The organism is Chryseobacterium electrogenes, assembly GCF_053553015.1.
Genome location: NZ_JBNPPB010000002.1, coordinates 2773989 through 2796951, shown reverse-complemented (window position 1 = coordinate 2796951; position 22963 = coordinate 2773989). Strand labels below are relative to the sequence as shown.

Genomic DNA, 22963 nt, shown 5'->3' with positions numbered 1-22963 from the left:
TTTAGTTTAATACCAAATTAATAAATCGTTTTATTTTATATGAACGTATCTGATTTTTATATGTTTCTTTAATTAGTAAAACTATTTCCGACATATTTTTTGTAAATAATAATTGAGCCTTTTTGGATGAAATATCTTTTAATTCTAAATAAACCTCATCATGCAACTCAATTTCTATTTTATTTTTTAATTCTTCATCTGTTACTTTATCAAAAAATTTATAATTAAGAAAGTGTGAAAAAAAACAATTAGCAAGTTCATACTTAATATACAACATAGCTTTGTCATACTGATATTGTTCTATTTTTTCTTTTTTAATTTTATATTGAGTTTTAATATCCGATAAAAATGAACTATTCATTTTATTGGTCATTCCTCCCCATCGATAATTATATACATTATCTTCTACAAAAGCAATTTTTTCTAAAAATGGATGTAATTGCATATTAAAAAATAAATCCTCTCCCATTTTAAAATAACTCGGTCGGAGATGTGCTCTTAATATAACTTCTTTTTTATATAGCTTTCCGCACATAGAAACTAATAAACGGTTAACACCGAAATAAGAGATATAATATTCATCAAATAGCAATGGGGTTTCAATTGACGTCGTAATTTGACTCTCTGAATAATTATTTTTCCCTTTCTTTTTTATTAACCCAAAACAATCGATAACTTTTGTTAAAGAACCATATACAACATCCGCTTTTTCTATTTCAATTTTTTTTTCTAAAACTTCTAAAGCATCTACTGGCAACCAATCATCACTATCTACAAAAGTCAAATATTTACCCGTCGATACTCTTAGTCCTTCGAAGCGAGAATAATCAACACCATAATTATTTTTATTTTCAACTAATCTGATTCTAGAATCCTTACTCATAAAAGATTTGACAATCTGCACACTCTTATCTGGACTTGCATCTATTACACAAATTATTTCTAAATTATTATAAGATTGACTAATAATAGAATTAATACATTTCTTTAAAACATGAGCTGCTTTATAGATCGGAATTACAACAGATATTAGTTCTTTTTGTACCATGTGAATATTTTTTTTATTAAAAAAAAGAAGACATTAATAAATGACATCGAAAATTAAAGATAAATTTGATAGGTGTTGAAAATTATTGTCATACACTTTATAAACTTTTAAACAATTGATCCCACTGCTCTAATACTTTTGGGATAGAGAATCGCTCAACATTTTCTTTTCCTTTTACGCCTATTTTTTTTCTTAACTCATGATTACTCATCAATTGTTCTAAGACAACTGTAAACGCTTCTTCATTTTGATCCTCGACCAGGAAGCCATCTTCTTTATCAGAAATAATATCACCTGGCCCAGAAGGACAATCAAAACTTACACAAGGTACTCCGCAAGCCATGGCTTCAATTAAGACCATACCAAATCCTTCTGATCGCGAGGTGAGTAACATTATAGAAGAGTCTTCATACTGACTTTTAATATCTGATATCGGATGATGAAAATTAACTTCCTGCAACTCTAATCTTTTTGCAACTTTTACAAAAGTCTCATCTTTATCTATTTTTCCATAGATATTAAGTTCCCAATCTGGAAACTTAGCTTCAACTTTTTTCCAAATAGTCAACAATTTATCATAACCTTTATTATAGGAATGGGATCCAACAACAATAACTTTTTTGCGGTCCAAAAGATTATTTTTAGTCGAAACAAAACTTAATGGATTAGGAATTACTACAATGTTCTTAATCTTCCATTCTTTAACATTAGCAGGAGTTAAAACGATAAATTGGTCGAATTTTGAACTTTGAATTTTCATTAAAATCGTTGACAATTTACCCATAAATCCAGTATTTTTATTCATCTCAATAGAAGCATGTCTCTCATAGATGACTTTCGCGGTTGTCTTAAGAAAACTCGGAATCGTAAATCCTTTAAGACCATCATCGCATACCGAAATTACATCAACTCGTACCTCATCCGCTATCTGCTGAATGCCTTTTTTATAAGACCAAAAGTATTGAAGCGGATTACCTTTAACATCAATCGAATGAAAAGTAATCTTATCACTAAACTGATAAAATGGCTGAAAATGCGCATCGTTCAAAACCAAAATATGAACTTCATAGCCCATTTTATCAGCCAGGTAAGATGCTTTGATAGACAACACTCTCTCGAGTCCGCCTGCGCCGTTAATCCCATTGGTGATGTATAATAACTTTAAACCCATCGCGTGATTTTATTAATTATAAAATTCACAATATACGAGCTACCCAAGCACATTAATAATAAAACTGAAAAAATCAATGTAGGGTAATTAAAACTGTAAATAAAAACAGGAAAATAAATCATGTAAAAAAACATATGTATTAACCATATATTGGTAGAATGAGGCGCGAAAAAATCTAATAACTTATCCAAATACGATGGCAAACTAAATTGTAAAAATATAAATATAAAACACAATCCTGTAAATGGTGCTATTATAAAATTAGGAATTATCCCATGCAAAACAATTAATAATATAATCGCTAAGACGCCAAAAACATTTTTGAATTTCAACTGTTGAGTTGTAGAACTTAGCTTTTCATTCCAATTAAATTCTAAAAAAAATGCGCCTAACATAAACTGAAGTAACGTACAGAAATATAAAGCCAGTTGGGTATGCAACCAATGTAGAATTTCGTTCTTGAAAATATGATTGTCGTAAATTCTAAAATAAAACGAAATCACATATATTACCAGAAGTACTAATACATAAAAATAAGGATTAACTTTCTTTAGCAATCTAAACCAAAATGTACTCGTCAAAACAAACAAAACATATATCGTAAAAAACCACCAAGCTCCATTGTAAGAATTATAAAACCCAGTGAGATTTAATAAAAATTTTGAGATACTTTCTGGATATCCGTCTTTGCCAATTATCCAGCCCAATATCACTGCAAATAATATTAAAACAACCCAATAATTAATATATAGTTTTTTTAATCTTTTAACATTTTCTTTACTATAAATGCTTCTATTTTGTAAGTATTTGTAGTATAAACCATAACCACTTACAAATGCGAAAATCGGGACACAAGCGTCACAGAACAACGATATATAATAGGTTAGCGGCTTATCAAAAATGAACAAAAGCGGCGAAAACTTATTATGATAATCTTGGTTAAAAAGATGCAGAAAAAGCATCATCAAGATGGCAATGGATTTTAATTGATTAGATTTTTGTAAACTTATTATCATATGATATTCAGATTAATAAAAAATATATTGCATTGACCTTTTTAACAAGATCTTTTAAAAATGAAATAATGGTCATTTATTCTCTATTATTTCGTTGCATTATCATTTTAAGAAATGGTTTTTCAAAATATTCATAAATAACAATTGCTAAAAAAAACATAAATAACATTGTTGTAAAAATTGAAATATAAGGATTAACATGCGATTTAATAAGATAGTGAATTGTAGTTATACCTATGCTTTGATGGATTAAATATAAGGGATATGATATAGCGCCTAAATATGTTAAAAAACTATTTGCTAGGAAATTAAGCTTATTCTTGACAAACAGTAAGAATAAAATATTAAATAGAAAGAAAACAACTGTGGATTCTACATTTTTTGTAACAAAATATAAAAGTATATTAGAAATTACTATTAATAGATATTCAATATATGTATTTTCTTTAAGATAAATCCTATAAAACATAATTCCCGATATAAAAAAAATACCAAATTTTAAATTAAATAAAATTTCTAGATACGATGGATGCAATAGATTAAGTCCAATACCTAATAACCACATCATGCAGATGGCAATTATTTTGCGTTGAAGTTTAAATAAAAGTATAAATACCATCATCGCATAAAACATAAGTTCTGGTAATAATGACCAATAAGAACCATCAATATTGTCAATTCTTAATAAACCCTGGATCATTGTTATATTACCTAAAAACTGACTAATAGAAACTGTATATATTTTTATTGGGAAAAAGGAAATAAATAGAGTTGTAATTATGAGACACATCCAATATGTTGGATAAAGCCTCACTAATCTCTTGTAAATAAATTTTCGATAATCTGTTATTTTGTTAACTGTCATAAATATAACAAAACCACTAATCATAAAAAATAATTGTACTCCATAAAATCCTCGCGAGAATTTTAATAAACTATTTATCTTTAAAGGCTCACAAACAACTTCATAAAAAGATGTAAAATGAAATAGCAATACAAATATAGCAGCTAACCCTCTCATAGAATCTAAAACAGATATACGCTTTTTCATATTAAATAAATAACTTATTGATCTTCTTTAAACTTTCTTCCTTATCATTATTTTCAACTTGAGACAGATTATTAATCAAGCTATTTTTTAGTTCTTCATCCCTTATTAATCGTTCTACTTGGCTAGCGATAGATATGGGATTCATTTCGGCTATAAGTCCTGTTTTTTCGTGTTCTAAAATCCCAAAAGCCGTTGGGAAATGAGTACAAACGATGGGTTTTTGTAAAATGGACGCTTCAATAACCGTTAATCCCAAGCCTTCAAATAAAGAAGTCTGTACATAAATATCACAAGCTCTCATGTAAGGATAAGGATTGGTACTGCCTCCCAATAAAAAGAAATATTTGTTTAGATTTTTATCATCTATTAATTTTTCTAAATTAGCTCGTTCTCCACCTTCCCCAATGATATACCAATTAACATTATACTGTTTGTCAATAAGTATCTTGCACGCTTCTATCGCCAAGTCAAAACCTTTGGGTGCTACCAATCTACCAACAGAAACGATATTAATAATATCTTTATTAAAATTAATCTCCAGAGGTAAAGCTGCTTTCGCTTTAATTATAGAATCGTCAGAAATATCTTTTATAATATCGATTTCTAAAGTCTTATGAATACTGGCTAAAGCATTCTCTATGCTTTTTTTAGTTTCTGGTGATACTGCAATAACTTTATCAAACTTTTCATAAACGGGAAAGTCTAAATCCATTTGATATCCTGCGATGATATAATCTGTATTAACCCAAGCATATTTTTTATCAGATGAGATAAAATCCCCAACAAAATAAGTCGCCAAACCTTGATTATATGCAATTGCTATATCATAATGTTTGTTGATAGCTTTGCAATATTTGTATATTACATACCAAAAGAGTTGTGCATTATGTATGTCGTTTTTTAGCTTACGACTAATCCAATATTGCAAGCGGTCTAGATAACTAATCTGAGGAAGAGATACAACGATATGATTAATTTGTGAGGGTAAAGAGTCTTTAAAAAAAACACCTTCTTGAAAAGTTATTAAGTCCACAGAATACTTGGTATAATCCAAATTTTGAAGTAATGTCACCAAGCTTTTTTCTGCACCTCCCAAATGAAGAGATTCTATAACAAAAACTATATTTTTCATTTTTGTAATGCTGATGTTAAAAAATCTTTTGATCGCTGAATATGGAAAGAACGAGCAACACTTAAAGAACTAAAATCCATACTTTCTGGTAATGATTGAAACTCCTTTTCTTCAGAAATTAAATATTCACTCAAATTAAACAAACTTAACAAATCACGCATTCTGGTATTAATATTCTCTTTACGATTAACAACCACTAATTGCTTTTCTAAAATTAATGAAAAGGCCACAGCATGAAAAGAGTTAGTAATATTAAGTTGAGATGCATTAACCAAAGATAAAAACGTCTCCGGTCCATCTAGCCAAAAATTCTTGTCGGCATAATCAATATTTTGATTAACCGTATAGATTTTAAATCCTTTTTCTTTTTTTAGTTTTAATGCGATTTTTTTAATCAAAGAATTAGAATCAAAATCGTAAATAAAAATAAATTTTTCATTAATTGGCTTTACAAATTTGGAAATCCAATGTTCTTTATCCAAAAGAAAAACAGGATCTAATACTTGCACAGCATTATCTATCCCCAGTTCGTTAAGAATCCTAACTCCAGAACTTTCTCTAACGCCAACAGCATGGAAAGTTGATACATTGTCCTTTACTAATGGTTGAACATCATGCTTTATTTTATCAATTGCAAATGATGCTGCATAGGAAATTTTCTTCTTATAATCTGGTACAAAGTTGAGATAAAATGCGGGGTCTTTTCCATTTTGAAAAAAAGAATTCCAAATCTGGTCGCTTCCACATATATAAGCGTCTGCTTGTGGTAAATTGGCTTTTAGCTCATCATTAGATTTATACAATATTTTATCTGTAGGAATATTTTTTTTGGCAAAATCGTCAAAAGCTTTTTTTCGGGGTAAAATTCTGATACGACTTGGTAATTTTGCTAATAAATACAATTGCTTAATTATTGGATAATCAAATCTTGGGTTACTTACCGCCCATAGATTAAAATGCCCAGATAAATAGTTAGGCTTATAATGCAGCGTTTCTGCTTGATAGCCATTATTATTGAGAAATTCTAAAAGTGCATATTCTTGTAGAGATGCACCATGATTATAGACTTCGTGGCAGGTTATAGTTTTGATTAGCATATATTATTTAGCTTTAATGATAATATATCCCAATCGATTTAACAAAACTTCTAGAACTTTAATGATTCTCCATTTTATTTTAAACTTTAAAGTTATTTTGTCTTGTATAGCCCTCGATTCTCTCCAGCTACCTAGTGCTAAATGTTTACAAAACGATATAGAATTAATGCTTAAGGCATCAAAATAATTGCTTGGGAAAATAACAATATTTTTATTATGAAAAACTGTCTTATTTTCATAGCTCCAATTCCAACCCTCCTCCTTAGCTATTACTGCTTGGATATATGGTAGTAAGGTCATATCTAATCGTAAAACATTAGGCAACTGAATATTTGAAGACATGATAAATGATCTACATTCATAATATGACAGACATCTTTGTATAAAACTATTATTTTTTTCAGCACCAAAACAGTGTGATGTTAAGTAACTAACAACTTCTCTTCCTTGTAGATGAAATGAATTTTCTTTGCCTATAAAACATTTATATGATAATAATTCTTTAAAATCTTTATATACCTCAACATCAGTATCTAAGTAAATACCTCCATAATTATAAACCGAATATAACCGAACAAAATCCGAAGCGAAAGCCCATTTTTTTTCCTTCAGTGCTTGTTGTAAAAATATATTATCAATATTTTTAACTTTCTCAAAATCCCATTTTATGAATTCATAATCGAGTAAATATTTCTCCCAAGAGTTAATACAGTTTTGCACCAATAAAGGAAATGGATCATCACTAAACCAAGTGTAATGAATTTTTTTAGGTATTTTCATTCTTTTCTGATTATTAATTTTAATAAAACAAAATCTAATTTTAATTCTAAAAGTTTAGAAATTTTTATTTTGTAACAATAATCTTTTTTTAATGCTTCAACTAATATATTACGATATCTCCTTATAAGATATAATAGTTCTTCTTTCTTTTGTGTATAAATTAAATCCGATTTAACAATAGCAAAAAAATACTTATGCAATATAAAATCTAAATTTTTTTCAATGTATAGGCCTTTACCTTTAAACAATTCCATAATAGCTTCTAACCTTTTAAATAGATAACTATACTCATCTACACATATAGTTCTTTTGGTTAATGAATTCTGTAAATCACGATACACATAATAACCATTTTCAGCAATTTTGAAGAAATTACAATAATATATATATTCAAGATTAAATACCGCATCCTCTCCAAACGATATTTTTTCATCAAATAATAACTTATAATTATGTATTATTTCAGACTTATAAAATTTGCCACATGGCCCGGAATAATCATGATATAATTTACGCTTGCTTAAAAAAGAATTTAGAGTAGTTTGTTCTTTATGTAGCTTTTCAAATTTATAATATAGATTTTCTGTTTTAATATTTAATAGAATTAAATCAAACTCTTCATTTAATAGCTCAATATCAAAATAACTAGGTGAGATATAATCATCACTATCAATAAAGGTAATCCATTCTCCCTTAGCAATATCTATCCCAATATTACGTGCAGAGCTGACTCCTTCATTTTCTTTATCAATTAAAACAATACGAGCATCTTGTTGTGCGTATTTTTGACAAATTGATAGAGAATTATCTCTAGATCCGTCGTTGATGAGAATTAGCTCAAAGTTTGCATACGTTTGATTCAAAATAGATTGTATGCATTGTTCTAAGTACTTTTCTACATTGTAAACAGGTACTATAACACTAATTAACATGGAATAATTTTAGAATTAATAACATTTTGGACTTCCAATGAAACTCTTTATATGATAAAATACTTACCCAATCTTTTATTGTAAGCAAATGCCTCTTTTTACTCTTATCATTGAGCATCCAGTAGCCTAAATAAATCAACCATGATTTTTTATTTAATTTTATTAAATCATATCTTTTTTCTTTCCTAAAAAATTTGTTTCTTTTATCGTAAATTCTTTTTTGAGATTCTATTTTTTTTAGTGAAAAGTTTGAAGTCATTATACTTCCCTCTCTTTCTCTATAATAAATCAAATCTATATCTGTGTATATAATTTTGTAATTATTTTCGAACAAATCTGTAAATATTAACTCATCTTCATGTACAAAGCCTTTCTCGAATCTTAAAGATGAAAAGATATTTAGTTTATATAATTTATTCCAAACAACAATATTCTTAGGTACCCATGTATTATTATACAGATTATTAATCATATAATCTCCCTTAAATACTTCGGTTGAGCCTTCAGTTTTAGATGTTTGTTTTATAGAATCTGAAGAAGTAAAACGAATAAAGTTACAAAAACTGATATCTGCCTCATTAAAAACTAAATTGGTATACAATACTTCTATAAACTGCGGATGTACAAAATCATCAGAATCTATAAAAGAGATATAATCTCCTTTACAAATATCTAAGCCTACATTTCTGGCGTCAGAAAGTCCTCCATTTTCTTTATGTATAACTATAACACGAGAATCTTTTGTAGCATACTCATCGCAAATCTCACCACACCGATCTGGAGAACCATCATCTACCAAAATAATCTCGAGATTAGTATAAGTTTGCCCTATTATAGAATCCACACATTCTCGTAGATAGCTCTCTACCTTATATATAGGTACAATTACGGATATAAGTGCTAGATTATTCATTAATAATATCTACAATTTTCTGAAAATAATCATCATATTTTTGGGGATCAAATAATTCATTAGATGTTTCTTGCAAAAGACTTTTTATTTCTTTCTCTATATCAATATCTTCTTTTACAAATCTAATGTATGGTAAATTTTTAATCCACTCATATGTACCTGATACTTTCTGATTATAATTAGAAAATGCAATACAGGGCGTCCCTGTAATTGCGGCAAATACCATCCCATGTAAACGATCTGTAATTACAATCTCTGAAGTACGGAATTGTTGAAACTTGTAATCCAAAACCTCATCTCGTTTTTCAGCAGTCATGATATTGTCATGATAATGCATATCCGAAACGGTTACTTTATCAAAATCTCGTTGTACTATATCATACAATTTATGAAGAAATTTATCGCTTAATATTTTTTCTGCATCATTTCTCAAAACCAGAAGTGCTCCTTTTCTCTCTTGCTGACTAATCTTCTCCATACACAATACAATATCAGGAGTTAGGATAATCTTTGTTTTGGGGAAATAATCTTTCATTTGATGATAAGACACCTCTTCTCTTGCAATAAGATAAAGTTTTGCATGATTCTCTATTATTACTTGCGTCTTTTTCAGTTCAGCTTTTCCAACATCATCATTGGTGAAGTAAATAGTTTGTGGAAAAGAAATAATCTTATTATCAGGAAAAGCTTCTATTATGCTTCGTCTTAGATTTTCTTCATTTAAATATTGATTTCCAAAATTTCCTCCTCCATGAATAAAAATAATATCTTCACTTTTTACATTTTTCTTATTCTTTATAATAAAATGGTTGAGTATGCTTTGATTAACTTCAATGAGATTATAATCCGGAAATTTATTTTCCAAAAAAATAAGTTCTGCTTCTGCAATAGCGTGATCTCCAATATTAGTATGAGTTGGTGTTTGAAATAGGATAATATTTTTTTTTTCCTTTGAGAAACGCAAAGTTTTCAACTTTTTATTAAGTTGATAATCACAATAATAGCTAAGTAATTTCCCTTTTATCTTCTGTAACATTCTGAAATAAGTTATAAATGTTGAGTATAAATCATACTTCGAAACTCCGCCGAATTTTCTATTAACTCAGTAAAAGTACCAATGTGAGAAACTTCTCCCTTTTCTAACAATACGATTTTATCGGCTTTTTTGATAGTAAACAATCGATGTGCTATAACAATCATTGTAATTTTCCCTTGTAATTGTTCTAAATTAGCCTGTATTTGTTTTTCAGTTTCAGAATCTAGGGCAGATGTTGCCTCATCAAGAACTAATATTTCTATTTCTTTATATAGCTCACGCGCTATAGAAATACGTTGCCTTTGCCCGCCAGAAAGATTTACACCATTATTTCCTAATAATGTTTCTTCTTGATTAGGAAGGCCGGTAATATAGTCCGCTATAAATGCAGCGTGAATTGCATTCTTAAATTTTTTAATATTGACAGGAGTTTTCTCTGCCCAAAAAGTAATATTATTATATATACTATCATTAAAAATTACAGGCTCTTGTGAGATATACCCAATCTTTTTTTGAAAAGATAAGTTATTTAGGTCTTCATACTTTATTTTATCTATTGAAATATGACCTGATCGGGTTGATAATAATTTTATTAAAATATTAGCCAAAGTTGTTTTCCCACTTCCACTTTCACCAATAAGAGCAACACATTCGTTTTTATTTATTGAAAAACTAATTTTCTTTAAAATATTCTGTGAGCCATAACTAAAACTTATATCTCGTAACTCAATTTTATCTTCAAACCTTTCAAAAAGAACATTCCCGTTGACTTCTCTAGATTTTATCATATTACTATAAAATTGTAAAATATTATCAATTGCTCCTTGGTTAGCTAAAGTCATATTGTAATTTGCTTGCACTCCAACAATGCCAACTAGAGCTCGGTAAAAGAATAATAAGCTAACTATAATTGCAGAAATAGTTGCTCCAATAAAATAAACTTGAACACCAATTACCAATGCAATAATCATAATCAACATCGGTTCTCTAAATGCTGTAACCCAATTGCTTAAAATACTTATATGAAGTTTTTCATGCTGTACATCCTCAATTGATTTTTCAACTTTATCTCTAAAACTTTTAATCTGACCAGTACCTTTGAGATATTTAAAGTTGACAATATATTGTAATAACATACCCGAAAACACGTTATTCACTTGCGATATATTTTTTGATCTTATTTCTGTTAGTTTATTTAACTTAATAAAAACTAAATTTGATAAAATCCCGCCTAAACAAACCAACAAAGCAAATTTCCAGTCTACTATAAAAGTGAAGAATATATAGATGATTATCATTACAACGCCTTGGATCATCTGTGTATAACTGATATAAGTATTATACAATCTATCTACCTCACCAATAAAAATATTTTGCACTTTTCCTACATCTGTAGATACATATTCTTCATAAGGAAAAGTAACAAACTCATTGATAATATTCATTCTTATTTTCCTCGTAAGTAATTGTTGCGTCTTTATCCTGTAAATCCCAGAATAGTATATAACAACACCCTTTAAAAAGAAAACCAAAACCAAAATAAATAATGCTTTTATGATACTTAGTTGGATACCCATTGCTAACAACCCATCGGTAATAAAGCTTAAGTTCCCCATATCCGTTGTACTGCCTCCATCTGCCATCTGCAAAAGCGGTAAAAACATGGTAAGCCCTAAAGAGTCTAGTAAACCACTCAAAATGGCTAATACAAATACAATAAGAAGTCTATATCTAAGTACAGAAAAGAAAAATGTGAAATTACTAAAATTTTCAATTATATACTTTTTAACCCACTTCATATTATTACAGTTTCTGAACTCTTATCTTATTTGAAAAAAACTAGAATCTTAGCTTAAAATTTTTCTTAATTTCAGCATTATAATAGCCGTAGCCATATTTATTACCATATCGAGAGTGCTCTGGCTTTACATTATTAAGAATAAAAGCCATATTACTAATGTTATTATCTGATCTAAAAGTTTTAGCAAAATCTAACATGTCTTTTTCTGTATAATCAGATTTTATAACATACAATACAACATCTGAAATTTCAACCAAATGCAAAGTATCACTTACTAACATTACCGGAGCAGAGTCCATGATAATATAATCATACTGATGACGAAGTCCTATAATCATATCATCAAATTTCGTCATATCCAACAAATCATTAGGATTAGGCGCTTTAGCACCACTGAACATTATATCCAGGTTATCTACAATGCCAGATTTCGTAATATAAGAATTGGGATCTGTATCTTTGGAAACTAAGAAATCTGTTAAGCCTTCTTTTTTTTCGGCTACAAAACGTTGCAACTGAGGATTTCTAATATCAGCCCCAATGATCAAAACCTTTGCATTACCCGATAATGCCACTGCAAGATTTATGGATACCGTAGTCTTACCTTCTCCTTTAACTGAAGATGTTATCAATATCACTGGTGATCGCTCGAGGTTTTTTGCTCGTATTATGTATTTAAGATTTGAGGATAATATTCTAAAAGATTCTCCATAGACAGAAAAATCATTTTTCTTAATCAATTCTCCAGCATCCTCATACTTTGGCACTTCTGCGATAACCGTGGCATTATCAATTATATTAGTAACGTCTTCTTTAGTATGGATTTTAGTATCCGTAAGATTTTTGATATAGAAAAAAATTAAGGGCAATAAAAATCCTAATCCTATAGTTGCCCATTGTATTTGTTGTGCTTTTGGAGCGATAACTCCTGTAGTATAAGGCGGATTAACTGTCTTAGCTTTTGGTAAAGCCACTGCAAGATTAATGGCGTTTTCTTCTCTTTTTTGTAATAAGAATAAGAATAAAGCTTCTTTCAAATTCTGTTGCCTATCTATCCCACGGAATATTTTTTCTTGTGTCGGATAGCGGTTAATTTTATCTTTATTAATATTAACATCGCTTTGCAACTGCCCTATTCTCTGTTGTAGACTTTGCTTGGCATCAAAAAGGTTGCTCCTTACACTTCCTTTGATATTAGCAATTTCTTTATTTAATTCTATAATAGCAGGATTGGCATTGGTTGCTTGTTTTAAGGTACGATTCCTAAGCAATACAGCATCATTATATTTTGAAATCAAAGCCTCAACGGGACTACTAAGTCCTAATCCTGTTGGTAATAATTGCTCTTTAGAAGATGACGCCAAGTCGTATACAGAGTTAATCAATTCTAATTGTGTTGCTTCGCTAAGGATTGCTTTGTTACCTTCATTAACATTTTGCAATGCTAATTGTGCTTGCGCGGTAAGATCTGTAATCTGATATTCTCTTTTTACGCCTTCTTTTTGATTTTCTATTCCCGAAAGCTCGTTGGTAATAATCTCTAATCTTTTGTCTATAAAATCAGCAGTAAATTGTGCTTCTTGATTTTTATCTTTTATACCGTCCTGGTTATAGACCTTAATGATTTCTCCCAAAATATCTTCTGATCGTTTTGGCAAAGGTCCTGTTAGACTGAGATCCATCAACAGGCTTTTATAGATGTTTACATTAATACTACCTTCTAGACCTCCAACAATATATTTAGGATTAGTAAACTGAATTTTAATAGGCGCTTTAACCGCAGAATTTGATTTTAAATTGAATTGTACATTACCCCAAGATGTATTAACAATAGATCCATAAGCATGAGTTGTCTCCTTACCAGAAATGTCCGTTAATAAAAAGCTGTTTGCATTCTGCGGGGTTAATGTATATGTTGTACTTCCAAAGGTAGCTTCATTTTTTATATTAATGATTTTAGCATCAATGGGCAGCTCTTGGTAATATTCAACATCTTTGATTTTACCTTGAGTAAAGTATTTTATATTAAGATTGAGATTCTTAACGACCTGCAGCAATATAGGCTTAGAAATAATGACGGTAGTCTCTGCATCTAATTCTTCATTAGATACACCAACGCCTAAATTCTTAAGATCATTAAGAGCTTGTGCATTGGCTCTTTGGGTAGTCTGTTCAAATTTCAGTGTTGTTTTCGTGAAATATTGAGGTTGTGCATAACGCAAATATAGCTTGCCTGCTATCACAAACAAAACAATGCTCAAAAGAAACCAAGGCCACTTTTTTGTGTACTTTTTGATTTCTTTTTTAAAATTTAATTTTTTATTTGTTTTGGAAGCCGAGTCGAGTAATTCCATGTATGCTTATCTACTTAAATCTAATTATTAAACCTACTACAGCCAGCAGCACCGCACCTAATTGGAAATATAACCCTCTATTAGGATTATTATTGGCTATAACCTGTTTGTTTTTATCAGGCTCTACATAGAGAACATCATTCTGCTGAAGATAATAATATGGAGAATTAACGATATTAGATTCTGAAAGATTGAGCGATATTGTAATATCTTTTTTTTGTTCTTCAGAATACCGTACTAACTTCACATTAGTCCTGTCTCCATATTCTGACATATCTCCAGCCAATGCTAAAGCTTGAAAAACATTAAGTCTCTCGGTTGTACTTGTCTTCTGCCCCGGAGTTTTTACCTCTCCTAATATGCTTATATTAAAATTAGTTAGAGTGACTACAACCATAGGATCAGTAAGATATTGTTTCAGCCTTTTTTCTAAATCTTTTTTCAGCTCCAACTTAGTCATCCCTTTACAAAAAACCTCTCCTAACACGGGTAATGAAATATAACCTTCGCTATCTACAACATATATATTTAAAGCGCTAGAAGCATTTCCTGCCGATGAGATATTAGCCGTAGATTCCATTGTACTTTTGTTAAAAGCTTTTACAGCAATCTCATCAAAAGCAGATATTTTAATATCTAAAACATCGGCTTCTTGTAGCTTTAATCCCACATAGTGAGCTTGAGAAACCTCTTGGTCAAAATTATGATTACTCATATAGATCATATTCTTCTTTGGTTGACAACCAATAGCTAATATCATGATAAAACCAAGATACAATATGACAGAAAAAAAACGAAACCTCATCATTACTTCCAATTATACTATTATTAGTATCTACTAGCAAAAATCACATAATTAAATCCAATTCCTAGTAATCTATTATAAGTTGTACCCGACAAATAATCAGGATATACTTTGCTAAATCCTCTATCAAAACGGATAAATACTTCTAGGTTATCAGAAACACTTACTCCTGCTCCTAATGACACACCATAACCTAATTTTGAAACTCTTTTTTCTTGTTCTTTAAACATATCATATACCTCAGGACCTTTTCTATCATTATAGACAAGATATTCTAATCTAGGTCCTCCAAAGAAAAATACATTTCTTTTTATATTTTCTTGGTGTAAAAAATATTTTAAATAAATAGGCATTCCGACATAGTAAAAAGGAAACTTTTGCTTTCCTTGATCTGGCTCTGCATTTTCTCCCTGCATGCTAAACTCTAATTGAGGAACTAAATATAACCAAGAAGAATCATAAATATCATTCTCTACCAATGTAAACTCTGCATAGGCACCGCCACCACCGCCCCAAGGTGTCTTAGAGTAATCGTGAATATTAACAATAGAAGTTTTATGAAAATTAGCAGTTACACCTAACTTAAGGCTTTGTGCCGTTACAAAAGCTAAAAAACAAGAAAATAAAAGGGAATAAGTTTTTTTCATATTCTTTCAAAAAAATATTTGACGAAAATAGCAATTTTTAACCAATTATTTAATAATTATTAAAATTAAATTAATATTAACAAAAATACTATCAAAAGGACAATACTTTCACAATATCGTCATAACTAAACCCTCGAGATAACAAATACTTAACACTCTTGTTTCTTTTCTGAAACTCAGTTCCATTTTGTTTTTCGTGATAATCTTCATAGATTTTTACAATAGTTTTATCATAATCATCCATATCAATCTCATCAAAGCACTTCGAAATTAATTTTTCAGAAATCTGTTTTTGCTTAAGATTAAGTTTAATCTTTACTTTACCCCAACGCTTTATATAAAACTTACCTCTTATATAACTTCTTGTAAAACGTTCTTCATTAAGGTAATTTTCTCTTAAAAGGTATAAAACAATCTCGTCCCTTGCGTCTTCTATAAGTAGAAAATCTCGCATCTTTTGCTCTACCTCTGCATGACATCTATCTTGATAAACGCAATAATTGACTAGTTTCTGTTTTATTTCATCAAAGGTATAGGACTTTTTCTCTTGATTCATAGATATAAAAATGTCATTTCTCTAAAAGAAGATTATCCTTTTTCCAGAGAAATGACAGTATCAATTTATTTAAAATGAATTAGTAATTAAATAGCTGCTTGCCATCCATCAATTCATTAACTTTTTTTCTAACCTGAGTTAATACCTCTTCGTTTTTGATATTATCTACTGCTTCTGAGATATATCCCGCAATAGTCTCCATATCATTTTCTTTAAGACCTCTTGTCGTAATTGCTGGTGTCCCTAATCTAATCCCTGATGTTGTAAAAGGAGATTTGTCATCAAAAGGAACCATATTCTTATTACAAGTAATATCAGCCTTAACCAATGCTTTTTCGGTTTCTTTACCGTTAACATTTTTATTTCTAAGATCCACCAATAACAAATGGTTATCTGTCCCACCGCTTACGATCTCGAAACCATTGCCAATCATTGCCTTTGCCAAAGCTTGTGCATTAGCCTTAACTTGCTTTGCATAAGTTTCGAACTTAGAATCAATTGCCTCTGCAAAAGCCACAGCTTTAGCGCCAATAACATGCTCTAATGGACCACCTTGGATACCTGGGAAAACTGCTCCATCCAACACTTGGCTCATCATTTTCAATTCGCCTTTTAAGGTTTTATGACCATAAGTATTCTCGAAATCTTTACCCATCATAATCATCCCACCTCTAGGGCCTCTCAAGGTTTTGTGCGTTGTAGTTGTCACCACATGGCAATGCTCAAAAGGATTATTAAGCAATCCTTTTGCGATCAAACCTGCTGGGTGTGCAATGTCTGCCCAAAGAGTTGCTCCGATTTCGTCTGCTATTTCTCTGAATTTAGCATAATCTAAATCTCTAGAATAAGCTGAGAAACCTGCAATCATCATTTTTGGCTTTTCACGAAGTGCTACTTCTCGCATCTGATCATAATCAATTAGTCCTGTTTCTCTTTCTACTCCATAAGAACATACTTGATATTGGATTCCAGAAAAATTAACTCCTGATCCGTGCGTTAGATGTCCTCCCATAGAAAGATCCATCCCCATAATTTTGTCCCCTGGCTTAAGAACAGAAAGATATATTGCAGCATTAGCCTGAGATCCAGAATGTGGCTGTACGTTGACATAGTCTACACCAAATAATTCTTTTGCTCTATCTATTGCCAACTGCTCTACCTCATCTACCACTTCGCAACCACCATAATAACGTCGTCCGGGATAGCCTTCAGCATATTTATTAGTCAATACACTACCCATCGCTTTCATTACATTCTCAGAAACAAAATTTTCTGAAGCAATTAATTCTATACCATGAGTCTGTCTTTCTCTTTCTTTTTCTATAAGGTCAAAAATTGGATCTTTCATTTTTAGATTATTTTTTCTCAAAAATAAGAAATTTTAAAGATATTTTTATAACTTTCCTCAATTAACAATCCTATTACAATGAAAGCAAAAAAGAAATATAAAAAAGAACTTCTGAAATCTCTTAAAAACTTAGAAGCTTCTGAACATACTGTATTAGAAACAATGACTAACCTAATGCTTCTAAAAGAGTTAAAGAAAAATAATATCAGTTTCAAAAAAGGAGATGCCTTTTCTTTTAAAGACAGTATTTTCAATTACAGTGAAGATAAGAACATCCGTCTTCTTGCAAAGCTTCGCAAGAAAACATTAAAAGTCATGAACAAATTGGTCGTTAAAAATGATTTTAAAGACAAAGAATTAAAATTCTTGGCTTAAGACAAAATTTGCCAACATCTATAAAAAAAATAAGTTCTCGTAAAAATACTATTAACGAGTTTTTACGGGAACTTCTTCATCAATCTGCTTAATTATTTTATCCATTAACTGTATAGACGATTGATAATTTCCTATAATTCTATCTACAGAAGAAAGATAAATTCTACTTCTATTTTTAATAGGATCAGAGGCTAAAATTTTAGTAAAATTACCTTCTGGATAATCTACAGTATGCTCGGTGATATATTCTGCAAACTTTTGATTTTTATAGAAATCTGTAGAAACTGACAAAATAGGAATACTTTCTTCATATAGATCCAAAATATCATTCTGAAGACTATCGTTTTCTATGTAACTTATTTTCCCAGAAGACTTAAAACCTTCATAACGACCTGTATTACGTCCATAGCCTGTAAATGTGTAGAAATATTCTGAATATACTTTAAGACTATCTTGGCTTACAGCTTTTCCCTTCGGAATATTCGCAAAATAACTGAAAGCTTTTTTCTGTTTCTTATAAGCTGCAATATCTGTATTCATTTCTAAGATATCTTTTTTGTTTTGAGATCTTTACGAAGTCCTCTGAAAAAATTATCTACTTAATGTTTCTCATGACGAGCCTCACTCCAACCATGAAAAGCAATAGATACAGAAACACCAAATACTATGGTAATAATCTCTGTTATCATTTTTTTATTTTGCGCCAGATACGGCATGCTTTAGATTCTGTGGCATCCACAATCTCATTAGATGCTGTTGCAGCTTCTAGTTCTGTCATAATTTAAGAATATTAGTTTTTACAAATATATAAAAACAGCATTATTAATTATAACATAACAAATAATCCTCTTTATGATTAAAACAATGTTGCTTGAGAATCTACCAATCTAGGAATTACAATATTAGTATTCCAATCTTTATTAATTTTTTCTATAAAATAAGCAGACAACAGAGGAGATGCTTTTTCTACGTTTTGGTGAACAAAAAAATAAATATTTTCTAAACCTTCTTTTTTCCATTGGGTCAATCGCTCTAGCCACTCATCCAACCGAGGATAATCAGACGCGTGATTAGCACCAACATAACGGATAAAAGCCGTACTAGTAGTTAATCTCATATGCAACATATCGCGTCGCCCAGCAGTATCTACAATGATATTAGTAATATTGTTCTCTTCAAACAAGCGACATACTGTATTAAAAACTTCCTCATCTATAAACCAATCCGTATTCCTAAGCTCTACAGCTAACGGAACTTCTGCTGGCCAATCACGGACAAATTTTTCTAAGCGATCGTAATCTTTTGGCTTAAAATTATCATGAAGCTGCAAAAAAACCATTCCTAGTTTCTCCTCAAAATTAAGAACTGCCGACGCAAACTGAGTAACAACATCAGTAATATTCTGCAATTTTCTAAAATGCGATACAGTATTGGTAATCTTAGGGAAAAATTTAAAATCCGCTGGGGTTTTATCTCTCCATGTTACAATCTGCTCTGGTGTTGGCATACCATAAAAAGTAGCATTAAGCTCAATTGAGTTAAATTGTGTCGCGTAATAAGTAAGCTCATCTTTAGTCCCTTTTGGGTAAAAGCCTTTAAGATCAGTTTTATTCCATTTGGCACAACCTACCGCAATCTCTTTAAGCCCTTCTTTGTTTTGGCTTAATATTTTCTTAGTCCTCGGATGATCTTTTGGCAATGTAAAATCAATCTGTGACGGGTCTTCAACTTGTCCGAATTTCATTAGAACGCAGGGTTTTTAATTAGTGGTTTAAAGTTAACAAAAAGTATAATATATCGTACAACTCCAGAACTCCCAGATTTTAATTTTGAACAGAAGGACTGGCGAGTTTTGATTTAATTAAAAGATCTTCTAACACCGCCTTATCTATTGGACCTTTATGTTGTTCTAATTCAAAATCATAACGGAAAAACCTTAGACTATCACTAATTTCTAAATGAAGCTTTCGATCTTCAAACAAATTGATAAAATCCTGAATACTAAGGCGCTCTGCAGACACGCGTTGTGGCGAATAAGAAATCTTGGACGGCCCTAAAACACTTGTCTTTTGCCATTTAAAATCATGATGATCTAGCGTGATATGTTCTTGCTTTTTATCTGGGAATTGCAATAGGATAAAGAAAGGCATGAAAATTAAAAAATTAACACCGAAATGAGCCAGCATAGAGCGTTTCAGTCCAAAATTAAGAGTAATCCAAATTAAAATAAGCCCAAGACTTAACTGAAAAAAAACAGGAATAACATCCAATAAGCTTGCAAAATCTGATAGCTTATAATGGATGAGCGCAAACAAAATGGCATTTAAAATATAGACACACCGGATGGCCTTAAAATGATAATCTACTAAAAATACCGCAAGAAGGAGGATGAGCAAATAATAATTCTCAGTATAAAGGATCATCAGCAAGCTTCCACCATAGAAACACAGGCTAAAAAATAAACGTTTTAAAAACAAACCTCTAAAAATGACCTCCTCCAAAATGGGCGCCAAGACTAATGCAGACAGCATAATGAGCAGTATATTGCCGTCAAAAAGATTTAATCTGCTCGCGGGCGGTGTTACATCTGGCCAATAATAAGTAACCAAGCCATAAAGGATAAGCGTACTGAAGAAGATGCCTACTCCCGCATACAATAATTGATTTTCTTTTCGATGTTTTAGCATAGATTGGGGTTCTGAAAATTGGTGCATAATAAGATTGAATCCCATCTTTAGGGATAAGTCAATCGTTTTGTCCCGCCACTGAGACGTTTCATCTCATTTTAGCTTAGTCCAAGATAAGAAAAAAAATGATGGGGTGATGGGGTGATGTGACGATTCGGCATTTCTGCGATTTAGCTTTTTTTTTACAAAAGTTTTGGTATTGCCCCCATAAAACGAAAAGCCGCTTCATAAAAAAACCATGTCACTTTATTCGACATGGTTTTTTATCATTATTTAATCTCAATTTAATATTAAGCTTCGCAAGCACTACATGTTACGAAGTTAACCATCAATTCTTTAGACACAGACGAGCTTCTTTGATAATAAAGTGTCTTAACGCCTTTTTTCCAAGCTTCAATATAAAGGAAGTTAACATCCTTAACTGGCATTGTAGAAGGAATTTGTAAATTCAATGATTGTGCTTGATCTATATATTGTTGTCTTTGTGCTGCTTGTGATATAATCTCCATTGGAGAAATCTCTCTAAATGTTTTGAACACTGCTTTCTCTTCTTCTGTCAATCCTTCCAGATGCTGTACAGACCCATGGTTAAGCATTACATTACGCCAAGTTTCTTCGTTATCCAGACCTTTTTCTTGTAGAAGTTTTGCCAGATATTTATTCTTACGCATAAAGTTTCCTTTAGCTAGACCTGCTTTATAATAATTAGAAGCGAAAGGCTCAATTCCTGGAGAAGTCTGTCCTAAGATTGCAGAACTAGAAGTTGTTGGTGCAATAGCCATTACAGTTGTATTTCTCATACCGTAACCTTTAAGCATTTCTGGTTCTCCATAGATATTAGCCAACTCACGAGAAGCTTGCTCTGCTTGCTCTTTGATATGACGGAACGCTCTTGCATTGAATTGCGTTGCCTCAAAACTCTCAAACGGAATCATATTTTTCTGAAGATAAGAATGGTATCCTAAAACACCCAAACCTAAAGCTCTGTGACGCATCGCAAAGTTTCTGGCAGAAGTCAGATAGTAATTACCTTCGGTTTTCTCAATAAATTCTGACAATACAGCATCTAAGAAATAGATTGCCAATTTTACAGCATTGGTATCCTTCCATTCGTCGTATAATTCAAGATTCATAGAAGATAGACAACAGATGAAAGACTCATTAGCTGTAGATGGCAACATAATCTCAGAACAAAGATTACTGGCGTTAACCATTAATCCTGCATCTTTATAGACTTGAGGCTTGTTTCTGTTAACATTATCAGTGAAGAAAATATAAGGCAAACCTTTCTGCTGACGGCTTTCTAATACTCTAGCCCAGATCTTTCTCTTATCTGCATCACCATCAATCATATCTTGCATCCAATAATCCGGAACGCAAATCCCTGTGAATAGGTTCTGAATAGGACTTCCGATATCTTTAATAGACAAAAACTCCTCAATATCGCCATGGTCAATATCCAGATAAGCTGCAAACGCACCTCTTCTTACGCCACCTTGCGACACAACATCCATTGCTGTATCATATAATTTCATGAAAGAAACAGCACCAGATGACTTACCATTATCTGTCACTGCCGTCCCACGATGTCTTAACTCTCCGAAATAACCAGAAGTCCCGCCACCAATTTTGGTCTGCATAATCACTTCGCCCAACTTGTGCGTGATACCTTCTATATTATCCGTAACATGAACATTGAAACAAGAAATTGGCAATCCTCTCTGCGTCCCCATGTTAGCCCAGACAGGTGAAGAAAAGCTAATCCAACCTTTTACAATCATTTCCTTGAAAGCTTCTTTCAATTCTGGTTTGTACAGTCTTTTTGCTGCCGCAGTTGTGATACGATCTATTGCACCTTCTACAGTTTCGCCTTTTAGAAGATAACCTCTATTAAGCATCTGCTCGGACTCTTCATTAAGCCACCAAATATCTATATTTTCGTCCATCATAACTTTTATATTTTAGGTCTGACAATAGGTCAGAGTTTTTTTTAAGATTTATTCCGATTGTGAAAAATCGAATGTTTTATTTTTTGGCACCTTATCCGCCCTCCACTCTCGCTTTTTTGTTTTCTGTCCTTCGACTCAGCTCAGGATGACAAAAACAAAAAGAGCTTCGTTCAGGTCGGGGTATGCTTCGCCTTTGTTGAGGTTTTGCAGCTTTTATTAGGTAAACCCTTTAAGGATTGTTATTCACTTTTGTCATTCTGTAAGA

21 protein-coding genes are annotated in these 22963 nt (G+C 31.1%); 1 reads left to right on the top strand and 20 read right to left on the bottom strand.

Going from position 1 to position 22963, the window contains the following annotated elements; translation table 11 throughout:
• Position 1: 1 nt before the first annotated feature.
• From ACQQ6V_RS12885 to glyA, 16 genes are all read right to left on the bottom strand, one after another.
• Complete coding sequence (locus ACQQ6V_RS12885) at positions 2 to 1048, bottom strand: glycosyltransferase family 2 protein (protein WP_448845914.1); 1047 nt, start codon at positions 1046 to 1048, stop codon at positions 2 to 4.
• Between the two features lie 97 nt (positions 1049 to 1145).
• Positions 1146 to 2219 carry a glycosyltransferase family 4 protein gene (locus tag ACQQ6V_RS12880; protein ID WP_448845913.1) on the bottom strand — a complete coding sequence of 358 codons (1074 nt, stop codon included), beginning with the start codon at positions 2217 to 2219 and terminating at the stop codon, positions 1146 to 1148.
• Entirely contained in the window at positions 2210 to 3235 is a 1026-nt protein-coding gene (locus ACQQ6V_RS12875) for an acyltransferase family protein (RefSeq protein ID WP_448845912.1), read from the bottom strand. Before ACQQ6V_RS12875 ends, ACQQ6V_RS12880 begins: the two co-directional genes overlap by 10 nt.
• 76 nt (positions 3236 to 3311) lie before the next feature.
• On the bottom strand, positions 3312 to 4286 hold the full coding sequence (locus ACQQ6V_RS12870) for an acyltransferase family protein (protein WP_448845911.1): 975 nt from the start codon (positions 4284 to 4286) through the stop codon (positions 3312 to 3314).
• 1 nt (position 4287) lies between these two features.
• Complete coding sequence (locus ACQQ6V_RS12865; RefSeq protein ID WP_448845910.1) at positions 4288 to 5418, bottom strand: glycosyltransferase; 1131 nt, start codon at positions 5416 to 5418, stop codon at positions 4288 to 4290.
• Positions 5415 to 6515 carry a polysaccharide pyruvyl transferase family protein gene (locus tag ACQQ6V_RS12860; protein ID WP_448845909.1) on the bottom strand — a complete coding sequence of 367 codons (1101 nt, stop codon included), beginning with the start codon at positions 6513 to 6515 and terminating at the stop codon, positions 5415 to 5417. The genes ACQQ6V_RS12865 and ACQQ6V_RS12860 overlap by 4 nt, the downstream gene beginning before the upstream one ends.
• Before the next feature lie 3 nt (positions 6516 to 6518).
• Complete coding sequence (locus tag ACQQ6V_RS12855; RefSeq protein ID WP_448845908.1) at positions 6519 to 7295, bottom strand: glycosyltransferase family 32 protein; 777 nt, start codon at positions 7293 to 7295, stop codon at positions 6519 to 6521.
• Complete coding sequence (locus ACQQ6V_RS12850) at positions 7292 to 8227, bottom strand: glycosyltransferase family 2 protein (protein ID WP_448845907.1); 936 nt, start codon at positions 8225 to 8227, stop codon at positions 7292 to 7294. The genes ACQQ6V_RS12855 and ACQQ6V_RS12850 overlap by 4 nt, the downstream gene beginning before the upstream one ends.
• Positions 8217 to 9140, bottom strand: coding sequence for a glycosyltransferase family 2 protein (locus ACQQ6V_RS12845; protein ID WP_448845906.1), 924 nt, complete (start codon positions 9138 to 9140; stop codon positions 8217 to 8219). The genes ACQQ6V_RS12850 and ACQQ6V_RS12845 overlap by 11 nt, the downstream gene beginning before the upstream one ends.
• Complete coding sequence (locus ACQQ6V_RS12840; protein ID WP_448845905.1) at positions 9133 to 10176, bottom strand: polysaccharide pyruvyl transferase family protein; 1044 nt, start codon at positions 10174 to 10176, stop codon at positions 9133 to 9135. The genes ACQQ6V_RS12845 and ACQQ6V_RS12840 overlap by 8 nt, the downstream gene beginning before the upstream one ends.
• 11 nt (positions 10177 to 10187) lie before the next feature.
• The gene (locus ACQQ6V_RS12835; protein WP_448845904.1) at positions 10188 to 11975 is read right to left on the bottom strand and encodes an ABC transporter ATP-binding protein; all 1788 of its coding nucleotides are present in this window, start codon (positions 11973 to 11975) and stop codon (positions 10188 to 10190) included.
• A 40-nt stretch (positions 11976 to 12015) separates the two neighbouring features.
• On the bottom strand, positions 12016 to 14331 hold the full coding sequence (locus ACQQ6V_RS12830) for a GumC family protein (RefSeq protein ID WP_448845903.1): 2316 nt from the start codon (positions 14329 to 14331) through the stop codon (positions 12016 to 12018).
• Between the two features lie 10 nt (positions 14332 to 14341).
• Positions 14342 to 15139, bottom strand: a complete 798-nt coding sequence (locus ACQQ6V_RS12825) for a polysaccharide biosynthesis/export family protein (RefSeq protein WP_448845902.1) — start codon at positions 15137 to 15139, stop codon at positions 14342 to 14344.
• A 20-nt stretch (positions 15140 to 15159) separates the two neighbouring features.
• Positions 15160 to 15783, bottom strand: coding sequence for an outer membrane beta-barrel protein (locus ACQQ6V_RS12820; RefSeq protein ID WP_448845901.1), 624 nt, complete (start codon positions 15781 to 15783; stop codon positions 15160 to 15162).
• A 91-nt stretch (positions 15784 to 15874) separates the two neighbouring features.
• The gene (locus ACQQ6V_RS12815) at positions 15875 to 16339 is read right to left on the bottom strand and encodes a regulatory protein RecX (RefSeq protein ID WP_448845900.1); all 465 of its coding nucleotides are present in this window, start codon (positions 16337 to 16339) and stop codon (positions 15875 to 15877) included.
• A gap of 79 nt (positions 16340 to 16418) precedes the next feature.
• Positions 16419 to 17687 (bottom strand): serine hydroxymethyltransferase, encoded by a 1269-nt coding sequence (gene glyA, locus ACQQ6V_RS12810; RefSeq protein WP_448845899.1) that lies wholly within the window; start codon positions 17685 to 17687, stop codon positions 16419 to 16421.
• A gap of 78 nt (positions 17688 to 17765) precedes the next feature.
• Between glyA and ACQQ6V_RS12805 the strand changes: the two genes are divergently transcribed.
• Positions 17766 to 18062, top strand: coding sequence for a hypothetical protein (locus ACQQ6V_RS12805; RefSeq protein ID WP_448845898.1), 297 nt, complete (start codon positions 17766 to 17768; stop codon positions 18060 to 18062).
• 51 nt (positions 18063 to 18113) lie between these two features.
• On the opposite strand, the gene ACQQ6V_RS12800 is transcribed toward ACQQ6V_RS12805, so the two are convergent.
• The 4 genes from ACQQ6V_RS12800 to ACQQ6V_RS12785 all read right to left on the bottom strand — a co-directional run bounded on the left by ACQQ6V_RS12800 (position 18114) and on the right by ACQQ6V_RS12785 (position 22695).
• On the bottom strand, positions 18114 to 18602 hold the full coding sequence (locus ACQQ6V_RS12800) for a hypothetical protein (RefSeq protein ID WP_448845897.1): 489 nt from the start codon (positions 18600 to 18602) through the stop codon (positions 18114 to 18116).
• A gap of 316 nt (positions 18603 to 18918) precedes the next feature.
• Positions 18919 to 19806: a DUF72 domain-containing protein gene (locus ACQQ6V_RS12795; protein WP_448845896.1), complete on the bottom strand. Its 888-nt coding sequence runs from the start codon at positions 19804 to 19806 to the stop codon at positions 18919 to 18921.
• Between the two features lie 79 nt (positions 19807 to 19885).
• Entirely contained in the window at positions 19886 to 20749 is an 864-nt protein-coding gene (locus ACQQ6V_RS12790; RefSeq protein ID WP_448845895.1) for a CPBP family intramembrane glutamic endopeptidase, read from the bottom strand.
• 290 nt (positions 20750 to 21039) lie between these two features.
• A complete protein-coding gene (locus ACQQ6V_RS12785; RefSeq protein WP_448846208.1) occupies positions 21040 to 22695 on the bottom strand; it encodes a ribonucleoside-diphosphate reductase subunit alpha in 1656 nt (551 codons plus the stop codon).
• Positions 22696 to 22963: the final 268 nt, after the last annotated feature.

Coding starts and splice junctions, on each gene's coding strand:
- ACQQ6V_RS12885 (WP_448845914.1), bottom strand. CDS start 1,048: ATGGTACAAAAAGAACTAATATCTGTTGTAATTCCGATCTATAAAGCA.
- ACQQ6V_RS12880 (WP_448845913.1), bottom strand. CDS start 2,219: ATGGGTTTAAAGTTATTATACATCACCAATGGGATTAACGGCGCAGGC.
- ACQQ6V_RS12875 (WP_448845912.1), bottom strand. CDS start 3,235: ATGATAATAAGTTTACAAAAATCTAATCAATTAAAATCCATTGCCATC.
- ACQQ6V_RS12870 (WP_448845911.1), bottom strand. CDS start 4,286: ATGAAAAAGCGTATATCTGTTTTAGATTCTATGAGAGGGTTAGCTGCT.
- ACQQ6V_RS12865 (WP_448845910.1), bottom strand. CDS start 5,418: ATGAAAAATATAGTTTTTGTTATAGAATCTCTTCATTTGGGAGGTGCA.
- ACQQ6V_RS12860 (WP_448845909.1), bottom strand. CDS start 6,515: ATGCTAATCAAAACTATAACCTGCCACGAAGTCTATAATCATGGTGCA.
- ACQQ6V_RS12855 (WP_448845908.1), bottom strand. CDS start 7,295: ATGAAAATACCTAAAAAAATTCATTACACTTGGTTTAGTGATGATCCA.
- ACQQ6V_RS12850 (WP_448845907.1), bottom strand. CDS start 8,227: ATGTTAATTAGTGTTATAGTACCTGTTTACAATGTAGAAAAGTACTTA.
- ACQQ6V_RS12845 (WP_448845906.1), bottom strand. CDS start 9,140: ATGAATAATCTAGCACTTATATCCGTAATTGTACCTATATATAAGGTA.
- ACQQ6V_RS12840 (WP_448845905.1), bottom strand. CDS start 10,176: ATGTTACAGAAGATAAAAGGGAAATTACTTAGCTATTATTGTGATTAT.
- ACQQ6V_RS12835 (WP_448845904.1), bottom strand. CDS start 11,975: ATGAAGTGGGTTAAAAAGTATATAATTGAAAATTTTAGTAATTTCACA.
- ACQQ6V_RS12830 (WP_448845903.1), bottom strand. CDS start 14,331: ATGGAATTACTCGACTCGGCTTCCAAAACAAATAAAAAATTAAATTTT.
- ACQQ6V_RS12825 (WP_448845902.1), bottom strand. CDS start 15,139: ATGATGAGGTTTCGTTTTTTTTCTGTCATATTGTATCTTGGTTTTATC.
- ACQQ6V_RS12820 (WP_448845901.1), bottom strand. CDS start 15,783: ATGAAAAAAACTTATTCCCTTTTATTTTCTTGTTTTTTAGCTTTTGTA.
- ACQQ6V_RS12815 (WP_448845900.1), bottom strand. CDS start 16,339: ATGAATCAAGAGAAAAAGTCCTATACCTTTGATGAAATAAAACAGAAA.
- glyA (WP_448845899.1), bottom strand. CDS start 17,687: ATGAAAGATCCAATTTTTGACCTTATAGAAAAAGAAAGAGAAAGACAG.
- ACQQ6V_RS12805 (WP_448845898.1), top strand. CDS start 17,766: ATGAAAGCAAAAAAGAAATATAAAAAAGAACTTCTGAAATCTCTTAAA.
- ACQQ6V_RS12800 (WP_448845897.1), bottom strand. CDS start 18,602: ATGAATACAGATATTGCAGCTTATAAGAAACAGAAAAAAGCTTTCAGT.
- ACQQ6V_RS12795 (WP_448845896.1), bottom strand. CDS start 19,806: ATGAAATTCGGACAAGTTGAAGACCCGTCACAGATTGATTTTACATTG.
- ACQQ6V_RS12790 (WP_448845895.1), bottom strand. CDS start 20,749: ATGCTAAAACATCGAAAAGAAAATCAATTATTGTATGCGGGAGTAGGC.
- ACQQ6V_RS12785 (WP_448846208.1), bottom strand. CDS start 22,695: ATGGACGAAAATATAGATATTTGGTGGCTTAATGAAGAGTCCGAGCAG.